General features: G+C 37.3%; 16 protein-coding genes and 2 pseudogenes. 13 read left to right on the top strand and 5 right to left on the bottom strand.

Features of this window, described 5'->3' with window-relative positions:
* The 9 genes from ArsFIN_RS09485 to ArsFIN_RS09445 all read left to right on the top strand — a co-directional run bounded on the left by ArsFIN_RS09485 (window position 1) and on the right by ArsFIN_RS09445 (window position 9012).
* Window positions 1-600, top strand: coding sequence for a hypothetical protein (locus ArsFIN_RS09485; protein WP_135677659.1), 600 nt, complete (start codon window positions 1-3; stop codon window positions 598-600).
* A complete protein-coding gene (locus ArsFIN_RS09480; protein ID WP_135677658.1) occupies window positions 600-1181 on the top strand; it encodes a hypothetical protein in 582 nt (193 codons plus the stop codon). The genes ArsFIN_RS09485 and ArsFIN_RS09480 overlap by 1 nt, the downstream gene beginning before the upstream one ends.
* A 134-nt stretch (window positions 1182-1315) precedes the next feature.
* Window positions 1316-1852 (top strand): Ail/Lom family outer membrane beta-barrel protein, encoded by a 537-nt coding sequence (locus tag ArsFIN_RS09475; RefSeq protein ID WP_135677590.1) that lies wholly within the window; start codon window positions 1316-1318, stop codon window positions 1850-1852.
* A 69-nt stretch (window positions 1853-1921) separates the two neighbouring features.
* On the top strand, window positions 1922-2269 hold the full coding sequence (locus tag ArsFIN_RS09470; RefSeq protein WP_246067188.1) for a DUF6950 family protein: 348 nt from the start codon (window positions 1922-1924) through the stop codon (window positions 2267-2269).
* Entirely contained in the window at window positions 2254-4974 is a 2721-nt protein-coding gene (locus ArsFIN_RS09465; RefSeq protein ID WP_135677657.1) for a phage tail tip protein J-related protein, read from the top strand. The genes ArsFIN_RS09470 and ArsFIN_RS09465 overlap by 16 nt, the downstream gene beginning before the upstream one ends.
* Window positions 4975-4978: 4 nt before the next feature.
* Complete coding sequence (locus tag ArsFIN_RS09460; RefSeq protein WP_135677595.1) at window positions 4979-5287, top strand: hypothetical protein; 309 nt, start codon at window positions 4979-4981, stop codon at window positions 5285-5287.
* Window positions 5288-5296: 9 nt separating this feature from the next.
* Entirely contained in the window at window positions 5297-5938 is a 642-nt protein-coding gene (locus tag ArsFIN_RS09455) for a hypothetical protein (protein WP_135677596.1), read from the top strand.
* Between the two features lie 57 nt (window positions 5939-5995).
* Window positions 5996-7354 carry a phage tail fiber protein gene (locus tag ArsFIN_RS09450; RefSeq protein WP_135677656.1) on the top strand — a complete coding sequence of 453 codons (1359 nt, stop codon included), beginning with the start codon at window positions 5996-5998 and terminating at the stop codon, window positions 7352-7354.
* Window positions 7355-7629: 275 nt separating this feature from the next.
* Window positions 7630-9012, top strand: a complete 1383-nt coding sequence (locus tag ArsFIN_RS09445; RefSeq protein ID WP_135677655.1) for a peptide ABC transporter substrate-binding protein — start codon at window positions 7630-7632, stop codon at window positions 9010-9012.
* A 91-nt stretch (window positions 9013-9103) separates the two neighbouring features.
* On the opposite strand, the gene ArsFIN_RS09440 is transcribed toward ArsFIN_RS09445, so the two are convergent.
* A complete protein-coding gene (locus tag ArsFIN_RS09440; protein ID WP_026823862.1) occupies window positions 9104-9664 on the bottom strand; it encodes an Ail/Lom family outer membrane beta-barrel protein in 561 nt (186 codons plus the stop codon).
* A 316-nt stretch (window positions 9665-9980) separates the two neighbouring features.
* Here ArsFIN_RS09440 and zntB point away from each other — a divergent pair, with 316 nt between their 5' ends.
* Window positions 9981-10934: a zinc transporter ZntB gene (gene zntB, locus ArsFIN_RS09435; protein WP_034250193.1), complete on the top strand. Its 954-nt coding sequence runs from the start codon at window positions 9981-9983 to the stop codon at window positions 10932-10934.
* 255 nt (window positions 10935-11189) lie between these two features.
* Here the strand turns inward: zntB and ttcA are convergent, their stop codons facing one another.
* Window positions 11190-12107, bottom strand: a complete 918-nt coding sequence (gene ttcA, locus ArsFIN_RS09430) for a tRNA 2-thiocytidine(32) synthetase TtcA (protein ID WP_406933687.1) — start codon at window positions 12105-12107, stop codon at window positions 11190-11192.
* Between the two features lie 199 nt (window positions 12108-12306).
* On the opposite strand from ttcA, the gene ArsFIN_RS09425 reads away from it, so the two are divergent.
* Complete coding sequence (locus tag ArsFIN_RS09425; protein ID WP_026823859.1) at window positions 12307-12639, top strand: DMT family transporter; 333 nt, start codon at window positions 12307-12309, stop codon at window positions 12637-12639.
* Between the two features lie 153 nt (window positions 12640-12792).
* Here ArsFIN_RS09425 and dsbB read toward each other — a convergent pair whose 3' ends face one another.
* The gene (dsbB, locus tag ArsFIN_RS09420; protein WP_026823858.1) at window positions 12793-13314 is read right to left on the bottom strand and encodes a disulfide bond formation protein DsbB; all 522 of its coding nucleotides are present in this window, start codon (window positions 13312-13314) and stop codon (window positions 12793-12795) included.
* A 328-nt stretch (window positions 13315-13642) separates the two neighbouring features.
* On the opposite strand from dsbB, the pseudogene ArsFIN_RS09415 reads away from it, so the two are divergent.
* Window positions 13643-14810, top strand: a pseudogene (locus ArsFIN_RS09415) (IS3 family transposase).
* A 22-nt stretch (window positions 14811-14832) separates the two neighbouring features.
* On the opposite strand, the pseudogene nhaB reads toward ArsFIN_RS09415, so the two are convergent.
* Window positions 14833-16142, bottom strand: a pseudogene (gene nhaB, locus ArsFIN_RS09410) (sodium/proton antiporter NhaB); the annotation flags it as partial.
* Window positions 16143-16369: 227 nt separating this feature from the next.
* Between nhaB and fadR the strand changes: the two are divergent.
* A complete protein-coding gene (gene fadR, locus ArsFIN_RS09405) occupies window positions 16370-17092 on the top strand; it encodes a fatty acid metabolism transcriptional regulator FadR (RefSeq protein ID WP_026821956.1) in 723 nt (240 codons plus the stop codon).
* A 156-nt stretch (window positions 17093-17248) separates the two neighbouring features.
* Here the strand turns inward: fadR and ArsFIN_RS09400 are convergent, their stop codons facing one another.
* The gene (locus tag ArsFIN_RS09400; RefSeq protein ID WP_026821957.1) at window positions 17249-18145 is read right to left on the bottom strand and encodes a D-hexose-6-phosphate mutarotase; all 897 of its coding nucleotides are present in this window, start codon (window positions 18143-18145) and stop codon (window positions 17249-17251) included.
* Between the last annotated feature and the right edge of the window lie 12 nt (window positions 18146-18157).

Here is an 18157-nt window from a genome sequence, read left to right as displayed (position 1 = left end):
ATGGCATCGGTTATTGAATGGCCAAAAGAGGTTGTGCCTTCATCAATGAATTGGCAACTAGTTAGTAATAGTAAAACCTTTGTTTCAACTTTTACCGGCAGCGCACAAACGGTCAGATATCCCGGTAGCCGCTGGCGGTGTAGCTTAACTTTCAATAACCTGACTGAGACTAAGTCGCGTGAACTTGAAGCATTGACTGCTGAACTTGACGGCGAAAGTGGTCGGGTTAAAATTAGTCACTGGATACGACAAGGATTGGTGGAAAGAGGTGTTCCAGCAATTCGTACCGCAAACCAAACCGGCAGGATATTGCTTACCCGAGGCTGGAAAAAAAATTTAATTGTCATCAGAAAAGGGGATTATTTAACGATTGGCGATGAGCTGAAAATAGTTACGGATAATGTCTTCAGTGATACTAACGGTAATGCGTCAATTCCCATTTCACCGATGCTGCGATATGCGCCAAAAGTTAATGATAAATTAGAAACCCTGTCACCGTTTGGCATTTTTAAACTGACGACTAATGATCAGGGTAGTTTTCAGTATCGTCCAGGCGTGTTTACTCATGTTACTTTGGAGTTTGAGGAGGCGCTTTACTGATGTTATACCATCCTTTTTCTAACAACATGGTTAAAGCGATTAATGACGGATATGAATTAGTCATGGCTGCAAGATTAGATTTTAAGTCAGGGGTAGCTAGAAATCATACCGGTGTTGGCAATATCATTATTGCGGGTGAAGTTTACGAGGGTGTTGGAAAATTCGGTGCAGTTGAAAATGTAAAAGAGGAAAATACAACCAGTCCACAGCAATTAATATTATCCCTTTCTGGCTTTGACTCGATGCTGGTCGGTGATGTGATGAATGAACGCAGTCGCGGCAGAAATGTTCGTTTAATGTTGATTGCCATCAATCTGGAAGGAAAGCCTGCGATTGCTGAGGTGATTTTTGCCGGACAGATTTCGCATATTGGCGTTTCGAGCGGTGAAGAAAATGCAGTAGCGGTGACCGTATCCAATCGTTTTGAACGTTGGTCGATGGGGCTACCGGACAGATTCACGGATGAGTCATGGCGCAAACGGAAAAGTGACGACCGTATCTTCAGATATGTGGCGCAAATGGCTGAGCGGGCGATTTATTGGGGTGGTAAAAAGGATTCACCGGGGTTTGTTTATAAGTAAATAATTTCAAATATATCTATTTTGAAATAGATTTTAAATGTAATACGAATAAACTTATATGATAATTTGCGATACGCAATGCAAATTATGTTGCTTTGTTTTAATCATTTATTTTTAGTAATAGCAGGAAAAAAATGAAAAAAATATTATTGATATCATCGATAGCTTCTATTCTTACATTTATCGCATTTAGCGCTAATGCGGAAGGAAATAATACCCTATCAATGGGTTATGCGCAAAGTAACATTAAGGTCAGTGTTGGTGATGTAAATTTTGACCTTAATGATAGTGCAAAAGGTTTCAATATTAAAGCCCGTCATGAGTTCAATGATAACTGGGGTGTGATGGGTTCATTTGCTTATACGCATAAAGGTTATTATTTTTCTGATTATTCAACCGTCGATATCGATTACTACTCACTCAGTGTCGGGCCCGCTTATCGTTTTAATGAATATATGAGTGCGTATGGCTTAATTGGTATTGCACATGGTAAAGCGAAAGTAAAAACATTTAATGATAGCGAAAGTGGTTCTGAAAGCAGATTAGTTGGTGGTGTTGGTTTGCAATTTAATCCAGTGGAAAATATTGCCATTGATGCCTCTTATGAATACACCAGATTCGGTGATTTTAAAGTCGGCACCTGGATGCTTGGTGCAGGTTTCCGGTTCTAAATTTTAATTGATATCAAAATGCGACATAAAAATTGGGTAACCAGATTACCCCAAACTTTAAGGGCGGCGATGAGTCGCCCTTTTTCATGGGGTGAGCATGACTGCTGTTTATTTACGGCTGACTGCGTAATAGCTATTTGTGACTTTGATCCGTGTTCATCCGTTCGGGGGCGTTATAACAGCAAAGCGAGTGCATTTCGGCTATTGAAAAATGAATTTGGCACACTTCAGTATTTCTGGGGGCTGTTTTTCAATGTGCTCCAGGATGGGGAAGCAGGACGGGGGGACATTGTGATGTTTGATGGTGATGAGGGGTTGACCATGGGAGTCATTTGGGCGGGTAAAATCTGGGCAGTTACTGACCATGGCGCAAGACCGGTTGATAAAAAAATCGTGATGGCATGGAGGGTGACGTAATGCCAGGCAGCATTGGAAACTCGATTACCGGTATTATTGGTGCCGGATTAATGATAGCGGGCGTAATTGCTACCGGTGGATTGGGGTTGGGGTTAATTGCGGCGGGTCTTGCCGTTCAAACGGCGGGATCATTGTTGTTCCAACAAAAGCCGCCTGATCCTGCGCGCGATCAAGCCGAACGTAAGCAAATATTACGTTCGGCGTCCGCATCAGAAGTCGTCATCATGGGTAAAACAGTCTGTTCAGGATTACTCTTTTTTGCTGAAACTAAAAAAGTTAAAATTCCAGTTATAGGCGGAATAAATTACATACTCTATATGGCCATTGCACTGGCCGGACATAAAATCAGTCGTGTTGGTCGCATCTGGTTTAATGATGATCTGATAGATTCTTTTGGTAAAGCGGCTGAGTACGAACTGCATAACGACAGGAAAGATGCCGATCCTTATTTACTCAGAGAGGCTCCTAGCTGGAAAAAGGATATGATTGGCAGGGGGCTGGCATGGTTAAGATTTACCCTTTACCATGATGATGAGAAGTACCCACAAGGTATCCCTAATATAAAAGTTGAAATTTGGGGCAAAGAGATTTTTGATCCAAGAACCCATAAAACGACATGGAGCAATAATGGGGCACTGGTTATTCTTGATTACTATCGTCGTTACTTAAAGGTACCGGATACCGATATTGATTTTTCGGCGTTTAAAGTAGCGGCTGACTTGTGTGATGAGTCGACTAAAACGGCGGATGGTACTGAACCCCGCTATACCCTGAACGGTGCTTATGATTTATCCGAGTCACCCGCCTCAGTGCTAGATAATATGCACAAATGCATTGCGGCAGAACCCACTTATATCGCGGGTAAGCACGGCATTTTAATGCAGTCTTATAACGGACCGGCTACTTTGCGTATTGAAGCCAACCAAATCATTGATACCGTCAATATTACCCCTGAATTGTCCCTGCGCGAAGCGACTAATGCGATATACGGTACGTTTATTGATGCTGAGCAACAATATATCAAAACAGATTTCCCGCCGGTGATTGTACAGGAGTGGGTTGATGAAGACGGGCTGGAAATTAAAGAAAATATCGATTATCGCTTTGTCACCAGTCCTTATCAGGCACAGCGTTTAGCCAATCTTTATTTACGCAAAAAGCGCGCGGGTCGCAGGGTTCAGCTTACCATGAATCTGGATGGTTATGCTTATCGGCCTGGTGATGTTGTTTTGCTTAACTTACCCAGTCTTGGTATTAAGGATGCTGAATTTCGTATAGCAGAGTGGAAATTTCACCCGCAAGAGGGCGTAGAAATTCTGTTAGAGGAAGACGGTGCTTATATTTACGAAGATATTATCGGTAAACCTTCTAAAGCCCCGCCGTTTACTGAATTACCCATAGGGGGAGTCGCCCCACCTATAAATCTGGCTTTTGTGCCAACGACGATTGGCGATGTTGTACAGGGTTATTTGAGCTGGGAAAACACCGCAGCAGATGTTCGGTATAACACCGTTAATGTTATTGAAAATGGTCAGGTCATACAGACAATTCAGGTTCCAGGAGAGCGGGTTGATATTGCAGGGCTACCGAGAGGCACTTACCGTGCTGAAGTCAGATCAGTTGACGCGGCTGGCGCAATTTCTCAGCCTACTATTCTTGATTTTGCGATTGAAGCGCCGCCCTCCCCTGTTAGCGTGTCTGTTACTCCGGGTATGTCTTCATTAACGGTCGTGCCGACAATTGCCGATTCAGCGGCCTATGGCAGTAACTTTGAATTCTGGTTTAGCGACAAAAAACTGAAAGATAAGTCTGAGAATGAAGTTATCACGAATGCAAAGAAAATCGGCCAGGGCCAACGTTGGACACAGGAAAATCTTAAAGTTGGTCATGAATATTTTTTCTATATTCGCACGATAAACAGTTACGGTAAATCGGCGTTTGTTGAAGCATCAGGTTTTCCAAATAGCGTAGCGAGCGATATTCTTGATGAAATAGACAAAAAAATTAACGATACGGAAGCCATTAAACAGCTAAAGAAAGGAATAGATAGCAGCACAGAGGCCATACTGGAAAACGCGAAGGGACTCAACGGCAATACGCAGTACTTCATGCGTCAAAACGGCAAGATGAAGGCGAAAATCGTCAGGGTTGACAATTATGTGGTAACCGAGACTAAAGCCTTAGCCGAGTCTATCCATCAAGTCAGAGCGACAGCGGATAAGTCATGGGCAGCCGCTCAGAATTCGCTACAAGCTAAGTATGACATGAAAAAAGGCGAGGCTTCTGCAACTTTCACTAACTTGGTTAAGATTGTTTATGATGGCGTTTCTTACGATGCAGGAATGGTGATAGGTGCGGAATTAAAAAACGAAAAAGTAACCACTGTGATGGGGTTTAATGCGCAACAATTTGCTTTTTATAATCCTAGCAACGGGAAAATGGATTTATTTATGTATCTGCAAGACGGACAGGTTTTTATTAATGAAGCGTTCATTAATGAAGCTTGGCTCAATAGCGTTGTCGTTATCGACAAAATACAATCCAAAAACTACCTACCTGAAAAATCTGGATTCATCCTTGATGCTAAAAACAATCGCTTTGAGATGAACTCGAATAGTAAAGATAGTCGATTTACCTTTGATGGCACCGGATTACGTCTTTATGACGAAAAGGGGCAGGTTAGAATAGAAATTGCGTTGGAGTGATAAGATGCTAATCCCCAAATTTAATATTTATCATGATGGCGGAGAAATAGATAATATTCTTCAATCATTCGGCTTTGTTATCCATTCAGAAGAAGTTGATTTTAAAAAAAACAGCTTTCAATTCGATCAGCGTTTTCTTAAAGGTGGCAGAAAAATAGTTGCGGTTCCTCGCATTGATATTGCCCATACCGGTAATAAATATCCCGCAATTGAGAACGTCCATATATATGGAAATATCGTTAGCTGGAATTATACGAATTTTTGTATTGGATGTGCAACGATACCTATCATTCATGTTTTTAAACTGATTTAACGTTAATTTATGAAACCGGTAATAAAAGTAAATGGTGCAGAACTTGGGATTTTCACTTCCGTCACTTATGTCTTGGAAAGATTAATCGATTTTTCCAGGGAAGGTACGCCAGATCAAAATGTGCAAGGGTTCAAAAACTTAAGATATAGCGTAAATCATCCAAACATTTTGAATAGCTATTTGGTATTTCATCGTAATGCGAGGAGGGAGGGTGAAAATTCAACCTATACGGAGGCAATCAAGCAAGGAAATGTATTTGCTATCCGCGCGCACAATACGACAAATGTTTATATTTATAGACCCCAACTACCTAATGACAGCAATGACAAAGGTTTTTTGAAAATTCACAACGAAAAAAAGGAATTATTTTATTCGTCCAGTCATCTACCCTTAAAAATAGATGATATCGTTTTCGGCCCATTTCCAAAACCAGGCTATTTCGGTCAAATGACTTTAGTCTATATTACTGCCGTTTATGAGCCTGATAATCAAGCATTGGCATTCGTTAATGGTTATAGTGTTTCAAAAGATGGCATTATCGCAATCACAGAATGGACCGGTCCTAGTTTTGGCTGTAAAGGTTGGGGGTACAATAATAACTTTGGTGCGGTGATGGCTTATGCGCCTGACGCTTATCCAAGATGGAAGTAACCAATTCATAGAGATCGTTTAATTGCGATTTTCTATATCAAAATTTCAGGAAAAAACATGATTTATAAAGATGGCACCGTAACTGTCGTGTCAGGCTCTTCTATTGTCAAAGGCACAGGCACAAAATGGAACAGTAATAATCCGTTGGTATCACCTGGCATGTTAATGCTGATTAAAAATGGTAATATTAACTATCCTTACATGATATTGTCAGTCAACAGTGATACTGAATTAACGTTAGCAGATAAGCCGACTTTTAGCGCAACAGATACCACTTACAGCATTAATCTCACTGAACCCAATAATAATTCTGATGCGGCAAGAGCACTTGTTGCTGCTAACACATACATCCTCTACTTTCTGCAAAACATGGATACCTGGATGGGGGAAAACGGTGTCGTTGAACTTACGCTACCCAGTGGCAAAACGGTTAAGTTAGAGTCAATCAAGGCACTGCAAGAATTAGTCGAAGGAAAAGCAGACTCAAGTGCTATCGATGAAATCAAGGAAACAGTAAAAGGCAAAGCAGATGCTAAAGATGTTGTAGAAATAAGCGAAAAGTTAGATAAAAAATTTGATAAAACGGGCGGTGAAATTAACGGTAATGTGCAATTAAATGCGGGAAAAATAAATTCAAAGCACGGGGATAAGGTTGTGTCCCATACCTTTCAGGATAAGGATGGTACCTTGATACAGATGGGTGATTTTGGATTAGGCGGTACAACTATTTATGAAAGAGGAAATGAATCGATAACAGGAGGCTGTGGTTTTTTTAGTAATCTTGGTTATGATGATGACCGCTTTGATGGTAAATGGGGTTCAGGAATTAGACTCCAGTATGATAAGAATAGTTTTTATTTTCTCTTTCTAGATGGTTATGGGAACACATGGACAGCTATCCATTTGGCGGATAAACAGTCTTTTAAGTTAAAAAAGCAATGGAGTGAAAATAACACAACGGTTGATGGTAATGGTTTTATCAAAAAAGCCTCACCGATTATTAAAATTTATCCTAATGGGCATTTTGAAACAAATGATAAGTCCGAAGGTGCGATTGTTCAACGACTCGATACAGGAAAATATTTGATTTCCAGAGTATTGGGCTATAACTCAGACGGCGCATGGGGTGTGAATGGAGGTGTTTCAGTACCTAAAGATATTAATGGCTTAGAACTTATCTACGTCAGAGACAAAATTTTATCTAATGGTAACATCGAGATTCAAACATTTCATCGCCAACACTCGCATTTACCAGAAGATTTTCAGAACTGGCGGATTAAAGAAATTATTGATGGAAAACCAACTTATTATATCGATGGTGAGCCGTGTGATATTCCGCCATCGACATGGCTAGATGTGAGGGTAGAGATGCCGGTTGATTCAATCTGGAATCAGCAACACGCGCAAACTAAATAACCCCATCCAAGGGGCATCATATTAGCAGCGTTGGAGAAAGTTGTTAACTATTAGTTGTTGGTTGCGGGTAAGTGGCTTTGGGTGGGATTGCGGTTTTGTTCTAAGCATTAGGGCGAAGATAGCACGTGAAGGGTGGAAAATAAATTTGTACATATATGTGTATATATGAATAAATTAAGATAAATATATGTTATTTAACTTATTGATTAATATATTAAAATCTATTTAATAATTTATTTGAAGGATTAACTAATCAAAATGAAGCCGGCCGTCCTATTCCAGGTGTAGCAAATCATTGGACAAATGCCGGTAATCGGATTTGGTTTTTTTATTTAAGGCCGGATGCTAAGTGGTCAAATGGTGACCCTGTCACGGCTAAAGATTTTGTTTATAGTTGGCATCGCTTGGTTGATCCGGTAAATCACTCACCATTTGCTTATTTTGCCACCCTGGCGGGGATTAAAAATGCACAAAAAATTATTAATAATGAATTACCCATTGAAAAGTTAGGCGTCGAAGCGCTTGATAACCATACCTTGAAAGTGACTTTGGAGCAGCCAGCACCCTATTTTCTAAATTTAACTAGTCATTTTAGTTTCTTTCCTGTTAATCAAAAAATAATTGCTAGATATGGTCAAAATTGGCTCACACCGACTAACTTAGTCGGCAATGGTGCTTTTAGGTTAACCGAACGGATTGCCGGCGAAAAAATAGTTTTACAACCTAATCGATACTATTGGGATCATAAAAATACAATTTTAACTAAAGTGACCTTTGTACCGATTAAGCAAAATGCTCGGGCATGGCAAAGTTATTTTGCCGGTGATGTTGTTGAAACTGAATTTTTGCCTGAGCATTTAGATAGTAAATTACTGCAGCAAATACCGGATGAGTTTTATTTGGTTGGCCAGTTGGCGACTTATTACTATGTTTTTAATACCCAAAAGCCACCCACTGATGATAGACGAGTGAGAAGAGCATTGACTGTATCAATTAATAGAGACGTTATAACCAACAAAATATTAGCTGATGGAGAAAAAGTTGCTTACCGTTTTATACCAGATGTTATTGCAGATTTTACTCCTGAAAGAGGCTTTTATGATGGCTATGGGCAAAAAGAGTTGGACGAACAAGCCAGAGTTTTATTACATTTAGCGGGATTTAGTAGACATAATCCATTAAAGCTTTCTCTTGTATACAATAATTCAGAAAATAATAAAAAGGTGGCTATTGCTATTGCCTCAATGTGGAAAAGAAAATTGGGTGCTGAGATAACGCTGGTTAATCAGCAATGGAAAACTTACAATGAGAGTCGTAATTCCGGTCATTTTAATGTGTTGGGCGCAGCCAGATTTGCTGAATATAATGAGCCATCAAGTTTTTTAAATGTCATGGTATCTTCTAACCGTGGTAATTGGGCCAAATTTCAAAATAGTGACTATGACCAAATTATTGCCGCGGCAATGATGGAAAAGAATATTAAAAATCGTAATCGATTTTATAATCGAGCAGAAAAAATGTTGTTAACACACGCGCCTATTGCACCGATTTACTATTACAGTCGCGGATACTTAATTAAATCTTGGTTAAAAGGCTATCCAGTCAATAATCCAGAAAATGTAAGTTATAGTCATACACTTTATGTTATTAAACATTAATTTAATACTAAATTAGTATGCTTAATGCAGGGCAGTGATGAAATTTATGCCCTGGCGTATCATCAGGCGACCAAGATTGTAAATTAGACAACTAGAATCGATAACCTAAACCAATATTAAATCCATTAACTGTGGGATTTGTGTGATAGTTATGTCTATTCGCTCCTTCATAGCTTAAATAGAGACTAAGCATTTTGAGTGGGTTGATTTTTATTCCAGCTCCCCAACTCAGGCCAGTATGATGTTCCATTGAATCAATCACTATATTTTCGATCACCAATTTCTCTGTGTTTTTTAGAGTAAAACGAGCAAAACCGAGGGTGCTATATAGCGTTAAATAGTCATTGAAACGATAACTGGGGCCGGCTTGTAAGCTGAGGTAATTAATATTAACTTTATGTTTAACGAGTTGATGGAAATTATTGTAACTATACCGATGCTTAACGCCTTTATTCCAGCTTATCGATGTTAATACTCCCCAATGGTTATCTATTTGGTAGTCATAGTTAAAGTTTAATCCAGTAAGAGAATTACCATGATAATAGAGATTAGAATAGCCTAGACTGAAAGTTTGCGATTGAGGAGAAGCTGAAAATCCTGTAGGAGAAAAAAATAAATGGGTCATTAAGGTAAAAATAACGGTTTTTTTCATAACTGTCCCTAGTTTATGGTTAATATTATTAATTATTTTAATTGTTTTTCATTTGTAATCAACTTTTTATTAATTTGTTTTTAATTATAATATATTGAATTTAAATGTATTATTAATAAATTTAAATTTATTTTATTTTTGTTTTAATTAATTTTTATGATGAATTTTGACGAATAGAAAGGGTTAGCGACATAAAAATAAAATATTATTCGCAATTAATCATATAACAATCGAGTAAGAAAGCTTTAATTAAACAGAAATAGGACTATTTTTAAAAGGAAAAATAAAAATTGACCGTAATAGGGGGATATGTGTTGTGGCTATTTATGGCTCAATAATTCAGGGTTCTGAACCTGTGCATGCATACCAATTAGATGGTGAAGGTGGATTTATTGCTATCGATGTTAATGCGGAAGCGACACCACAAAGACCGTTTTGGCTTCACTATGATTATAGAAATAAAGCCAGTTATCAATGGATAAAGCATTCTGGATTATTCAATTCAACTATTAAAGATGGATTAACTGGAAATATTAATCGGTTGCGTATAATAAGAACTGGTGATGGTACACTGATTAATTTACAAACGATTAATAAAAATATTGGTGATCGGCCTGAACAGTTGGTTGCCTTTCGTATCTATATTAATAATCAGGTAATTATTTCTAGTCGCCACCGTAAAGTTAAATCCCTTGAGCCCGTTATTGACGATCTGACTCATCATGTTGGCGCAAAAACGAGCGGAGAATGGTTAGTTGAGGTTGCTGATTCAATTAACTATGAAGTCAGTGATTTTACCGATATATTGCATGATCGTTTAATTAAAATGGAAGAAAAAATATTAACTGAAGAGATTCCGGAACGGGGAAAATTAGCGTTATTAAGAAAACAGATTATTATCGTGCGCCGCTATATGTCTACTCAACGAGATGTTTTTGCTCGTTTAGCCACCGAAAAATTTCTATGGATGAGCGATGACGATCGCCATCGCATGCAGGAAAATGCCGAAAGGCTTGGGCGATGTATTGATGAATTAGATGGTTTTGTAGCTCGTACCGCTGTTATCACCGATGAAATTAATGCATTGATTTCTGAAGCAACTAATAAACGGATTTATACTATGTCAATGTTAGCGATTGTTTTTCTTCCATCAACCTTTTTAACCGGATTATTTGGGGTGAACCTAAATGGTATTCCTGGTAGTGAGTTTAAATTTGCCTTTAGTATTTTTTGTTTATTGTTAAGTTGTTTAATTATTTTTGTTATCTAGTGGTTAAAAAGAGGGAAGTGGTTATAAAATAAAACATTTTTTAATATAAAATTTCCAGTTATTTAGTTTAGTAAAAATAAATTGAGCTATATCAAGAAATTTTATAGCTAATTAAGGCAGAATTGATTTCGCAGGTGAATACAACGTTAAGCGATGAACGTTGTGCTCCATAATTGTAGTTTTTCTCATATTGAGTTCTTATACAGAATAATTGACCACTATCAGCCGATGTATAATTCATCGGCTTTTTTTATTTTATTTCACAACAATATTAACCCGATTTGAGTGAGGGCTATCTGACTCGGTAGCATGGTGGGCGTTAATTATGGAAAATGTTTCGTTATCAAATGCTAAATCGCCACCATCAACAATGTTGCTGGTATGATTAATCTGTTTGAAATTGAATAGGTTACTGTCGCATAAATGAGAAGGAACAATATTTTGCATTGCTTGAAACATAGTCTCAATTCTTCCTGGGTACTGTTTGTCCCATTCTCTTAGCATATTGCCGATGACTTGCCGTTGTAAATTAGGTTGAGAACCACAAAGATTGCAAGGAATGATTGGAAATTCTTTAATTTTGGCGTAGTGCGCAATATCTTTTTCCCGGCAATAGGCTAAGGGTCGAATAACGATATGTTTACCATTGTCACTCATTAGCTTAGGTGGCATTCCTTTGAGTTTGCCCCCATAAAACATATTGAGAAATACGGTTTGTAAAATATCATCTCGATGATGGCCTAATGCGATTTTAGTGGCACCCAGTTCGCTGGCAGTTCGATATAAAATACCACGACGTAGGCGAGAGCATAGTGAGCAGGTCGTTTTTCCTGCCGGTATTTTCTCTTTCACAATAGCATAAGTATTTTCTGTCACTATTTGGTATTCAATACCGAGTTTATCGAGATAAGATGGCAAAATGTCGGCCGGAAAGCCGGGTTGCTTTTGGTCAAGATTGATAGCAAATAGAGTAAAATTTACTGGCGCACTTTTTTGTAAATTTTGTAATATTGATAATAGTGTGTAACTATCTTTGCCACCAGAAAGGCAAACCATAATGCGATCGTTATCTTCAATCATACTGAAATCAGCGATCGCTTGGCCAACGTTACGACGTAACTTTTTTTGTAGTTTATTAAAGTTATACTGTTCTTTTTGTTGATTCATATTTATTACTGATGTATTAAAGGTAATCGATTTTATTATCAAAAGAATGATTTTTAAATCCACCGCGATAAAAAACGCGACCAGTTTAGGCTAGTTTAAAGCAAAAGAAAACTTTTGCTGATGATTTAGTTTTACCTTAATACTGGCAATTAATGTTTCGATTATCTTACCATTATGATGATATAGTTTATATTTAGGAGTATAAATGAACGGATTGGCTTATTTATTAATATCGATTGTGGCTGAAGTGATTGCAACTACATCATTAAAGGCTTCTGATGGTTTTACCCGTTTGTTGCCATCGATTATTGTTGTTGTTGGTTATAGCATTTCATTTTTTGGCTTATCACAAGTAGTTAAAATGATGCCATTAGGTATTGCCTATGCTATTTGGTCTGGTTTAGGCATCGTGCTGGTGTCAGTAGCAGCGTTGTTTCTCTATCAGCAAAAATTAGATTGGCCAGCTATTTTAGGGATCTTATTAATTATTTCTGGGGTTTTAGTTATTAATCTAGTTTCTAAAACTAGTATTCATTAATAATTATTATTTATAAAGTGTATTAGGTAATAATCTATTGAACCTCATACTTATTGAGTGGTTTGACAGTTCCCCGCTAGTCAGCCGTAATAGTTGCATAAAGTCGTTATTGCCAAAGCTGGACTGATAATTATTAGTCCAGCTAAAATTGTCTTAATGACTATTTTTTTTAAAGCCAAAAAATTGGCTTAACAAGACAATTATTGCCAGCAAAAAATAAGCGATAAAAATAATTAATAACCATACGGACATTTCAATATTTAAAAATGACCACTGTTTTTGGATACAGTCACCATAGGCTTCAAAAACAGCTGGAAACCAGTGATTAAGTGGCAGCCATGATGGAAGATTAACGGCAAAATCACACGAGTCAAAAGGTGATGGGTAAAATTTTAGTCTGACATGTTCCCAAGTTAGCTTCAATCCTTGCCAACTGCTGTATAACCATAAAATGAGTGCTACGATGCGAAGAGTACTTTTTGGCGCGATGAGGGCGATTAAACCAGCTGCCAAAATAGCAAACAGTGCAATCCGTTCGTAAATGCATAATACACAAGGTCTAAGCCCCATTCCGTGTTGAAAATAAAGTGCAATAATTTCTAAAATACAGGCGCTGATAGTCAGTAATAACCAGGCTTTTCTGGTTTGAGAGTATGAGTAAAAAAATTTAAGCATGTTTATTCTATTCCATTTCTTGGATAAGTTAGTTAGGGAAGCATATGATCTTATTTTGTTTACGCAAAAAAAAATAGCTAATTTAAATTTGTTAATTAGATAGGATAATGAATTGAATTGTAAAATGAATTTTCTTTTTAGTTGTCAGCTTTTATGTTAAATGAAAGAAAAATGCTATTATTTTCAATTAAATAATAGCATTTTGTAATAGAAATTATTTAGCTATATTTATCAGGCCTAATGAAGTAAACCACTCAGTTGTGTAGTGGTCTAATAAAACTGTAGAGATTTATAGCTTATAATTAAGCAAAATCTTATAGGTATAAATATGACCCGAAAAGTAAAAGTAACCTTTAGCGGAAAGCAAAAACTGGAATATGCAAAACTCATGGTTGAAGGTGGATATAGCAATATCCAAGTTGAAAAAATATCCGGTGCGGGTAAATCTGCCGTATCACGATGGAAGCAACAATATCTTGCCGAGTTAAATGGGAATACGCCTGTAAAATCAAAAGCGTTAACACCCGGGCAACAGCGCATACAAGAATTAGAAGTTCAACTTAAGCGTGCTCAGAGGGATAATGACATATTAAAAAAAGCCGCGGCTTACTTCATCCTCGACAATCAAAACTCAAAATCGTGAAGCAACTGAAAATCATGTACCCCAATTTTACGGTCACTGAGTTATGCCATCTTTTTGAAGTAAGCAGCAGTAGTTTTTATTATGAAACGAAAATACCGACAGTTGAAAATGAAAGACTGTGTGGCGAAATCAAACGTATTTTTTATACATCGGGTCAAATTTATGGCAAAAGACGTATTCAAGCCGAGTTAAAGGGTTTAGGGCACCAAATTGGCACTTATAAAATATCGAACATCATGAAATTAAATCAATTAGTTGCAATTAGACCAACGAAAAAAGCACTACTATCACTCATCGGGTAACGAACATCGATATGCCCCTAATTTGCTTAAACGACAATTTTCCCCTGAACAGCATAATCACTATTATGTCGGGGATATCACGTATATTAGACATCACTATGGGTGGAGCTATTTAGCCTGTGTGTTGGATTTAGCCACCAAAGAAATTATTGGTTATGCCTTATCAACAAAACCGGATTCGAAATTAGTGAAAGAAGCCTTAGATAACGCAATTGAACGGCAATTACCGGATACGACAAGTTTGATGTTCCATTCAGATCAAGGTTGCCAATATTCATCGGAGGAGTTTAGGGCGCACCTCTTTGAACGGAAAATAACTCAAAGCATGAGTCGGCGAGGTAATTGCCTCGATAATGCCGTGATGGAAAGATTTTTTAGGAGTTTAAAGACAGAAAGACTTAACCGTTTATCGTTTATCGTTTATGAATCATCAATCTGTTGTCTGTGAAGTTGAAAATTATATTCAGTTTTACAATTATTATCGACGCCATTCAACGATTGGTTATTTAACGCCACATCAAAAATATCATGAACTAAAAAATGCCGCTTAGATCTTCTACAGAATTTGTTGACCATTACAACCGCCAGATATTCAAATTGTTGGCGTGATATTAATCCTTCTTTTAACGCACTTATTGCTTCATTTATATAGACAGTACCCACAAAGACATTGTCTGAAATAGCAGAAAGTAACCCATTAAATAAGTAAAATAAAAATAGTTGCGATGATTCAGAGGACTGTAATACAAATTGAATAAATGGCGTAAAAAGATGTTGATCAATAATAACTGCAACAATCGAGAAAAATACGGTTAATAAGGCGGTAAAGGGTAAAGCTTCTTCAAATGCTTTGCAATAGTGTGTTCATCAGTGATGCCACAAAATGAGGTGATTAATATGATAACCGATAAACCAATTAAGCCGACTTCAGCAAGATGAAAAGCTAGAGCAATAATTAACCAAACACCGACTAATGCTTGAGTTATTAGTTGCAATTTTTCCCGTCGATCTCGTTTTCTGCTCGCATTTTTATCGTGCATTTGCAAAATATGGCGGACGCTTTCAGGTAATTCTGCACCGTAGCCGAATAGTTTAAAATGTTCGACGCAATAACAGATAATTAAGCCACATAAAAATACCGGTAATGTTACTGGGATCATATGTAAAAAAAAAGCACTAAAATTCCAGCCAACATATTTAGCAATAATTAAATTTTGTGGCTCACCAACCATTGTCATTACACCACCTAATGCAGTTCCAATGCCAGCATGCATCATTAGACTACGTAAAAAAGCGCGAAATTGTTCAAGGATCTGGTTTTTTCCCCTGGTATCCATGTTATCTCCTGGCTGGAGAGGCTCTTTCTGACTGGATACATAGTTATGATAAATAGAATAAAAACCAACGGCTACACTGATCACGACAGCAATTACCGTTAGCGCGTCTAAAAAGGCGGAAAGTAAAGCGCTTGCTAAACAGAAAGCCAGTGACAGGATTCGTTTAGAATGAATAGACAGTAGTAATTTTGTGAAAGCAAATAACAACAATTGTTTCATGAAATAAATGCCTGCTACCATAAAAATCAATAGCAATATCACTTCAATGTTATTGGCGATTTCATGACTGACTTGTTTCGGTGAAGTCATACCAATTATTATTGCTTCAATAGCAAGTAATCCGCCAGGCTGTAGCGGGTAGCATTTTAGTGCCATGCCAAGGGTAAAAATAAATTCGGCAATTAGTAACCAACCGGCAATAAAAGGGTTAACGAAAAAAAAGCACAGTGGATTGATTATCAAAAAGAAAATAATGGTCAATTTGTACCATTCAGGGGAATTACCCAGGAAATTTTTCAACATAATTTGTCTGGTATTTATATTCATTATTACATGCTTTCCTTCACTAGTATGTAAGTAAAATTGACTAACGTAGCATACTACGTTTTTTCTAGGCTAGAAATTAAAAGAACGAATGCCTAATTAACGGCAAATTGTATTAAGTCTTTATGATCAGATTAGTATTTCTTTATAACTCGGCTACCTCAAAGTTTTTCATTCTGATATTATCTCGTTTTATAATGACAAAAAATTTGTTTTAGGTAGAGAAAAATATGATTATTAGAGCGCAAAGTCCCGCTAATTTTGCTGAAGAGTATATTGTTGAAAGTATTTGGAATAACCATTTTCCTCCGGGTTCAATTTTACCTGCAGAACGTGAGTTGTCTGAGTTGATCGGTGTAACGAGAACAACTTTACGAGAAGTTTTACAGCGGCTTGCAAGGGATGGTTGGTTAACAATTCAGCATGGAAAACCGACTAAAGTAAACAATTTTTGGGAAACTTCAGGACTTAATATTTTAGAGACGCTGGCTCGGTTAGATCACAGTGGGGCACCAAAATTGATTGAGGATTTATTATCTGTTAGAACCAATATTTCCGCTATTTTTATTCGAACAGCTTTTCGTAAAAATAAACAAAAATCATTAGAGATATTATCAATAAGAGAGAATATAGAAGATTGTTCCGAAGCATTTAGTAGAGTTGATTATAATATTTTTCGTGGACTGGCATTTGTTTCTGGTAATCCTATTTATGGCTTAATCCTAAATGGGTTAAAAGGATTATATACCCGCGTTGGTCGTTACTTTTTTTCTGATCCTAAAGCGCGTCAACTTGCTTACGATTTTTACCATGATTTAGCTAAAATCTGTGAACAAGAAAAGTGTGAGCAGGTGTTAGAGCGGGTTCGTAGCTATGGTAAAGAGAGTGGCAATATTTGGCGTGAAATGAAAGATAAAGACAATATGATAAATAATTTGTCTGAATCACGTTAACCCCGTGTTGCTGGAAAATGACTAGATGTGCTATGAGACTATTTTTCTATTCCCTCATCAAAAGTGAGGGTGTTGTTTAAGAGAACAGTTATTCGTGTAAGATGCGCGTAAACTTTATCAATCTTTATTATTATTTTTAGCTTAAAAATCGCGAAGTTATCGCATTACGTCTTGCATTTTAATACTACGAACCCCTAAAATTAATGACATTCGGGCAGGATTTTCACCTGCTGGTTGCATAGGTTGGCTAATATGAGCGGTTTCCAGACATAGCATTTTTTTGTACCCATCGCGGGTCATATCTTTTATTGTACTGGATAATTCAGCGCCAGGATTCCAACAGACTATATCAGTATGATGGCAGTGATGTATTTCTAAAATACGTTGCCAATTTTTGTCGTATACTAAATTGCAATCATCGGATTCGGTATAAATACGATCAGTCCGTGCGGTTATATAAGTTTTTGTCTCTTTAGTGTAAACCTCTCGATCAGCGACTTTATCAAAATAATGTTTGCCTAATCCTTCAATGTATATCTTGTTTATGTCACTGACTTGCAAATAAGTATGTAATGCACCAGTGGCAGGCTCAGTACCAAAATATTCAAATTCAATTTCACAGGTAGCAGCGAGTTTTAAGCGCATTATTAAGGTAAATTCATGTGGCCATATCTTTTTTGTCTTTTCATTATCTGCAAGTGTTAACGTAAGGATCACACAATCCCTATGCTCACTATGTGCTGTCAATTGCGATTCTTGTAAACGGGCAAAACCATGACTGGGTTGCGCGGCCAGACCAAACCATGGCCAACAAATAGGAATTCCACCGCGTATAGCGGTATTTTTTTTAAATAGACTATTTTTACTTACCCACAAACAGTCTTTTTCCCCATCTGGCTGCCAGCTAAGTAGTTGTGCTCCCTGAAGGCTGACTGCGGCATTCACATTAGGATGAGAAACAATAATGACGGGCAATTCATCGAGCTGGCAAAGCGTGATATAGGATGAAATTTTTTCTCTTACAGGTAAGTTAAACAGTGTCGTGTCATTCATAATTTCAACCTT

Origin of the sequence: Arsenophonus nasoniae (assembly GCF_004768525.1) — a bacterium.
GTDB lineage: Bacteria > Pseudomonadota > Gammaproteobacteria > Enterobacterales > Enterobacteriaceae > Arsenophonus > Arsenophonus nasoniae.
The sequence above is the reverse complement of the archived record's forward strand: the minus strand, read 5'-3'. Positions and strand labels throughout refer to the sequence as shown.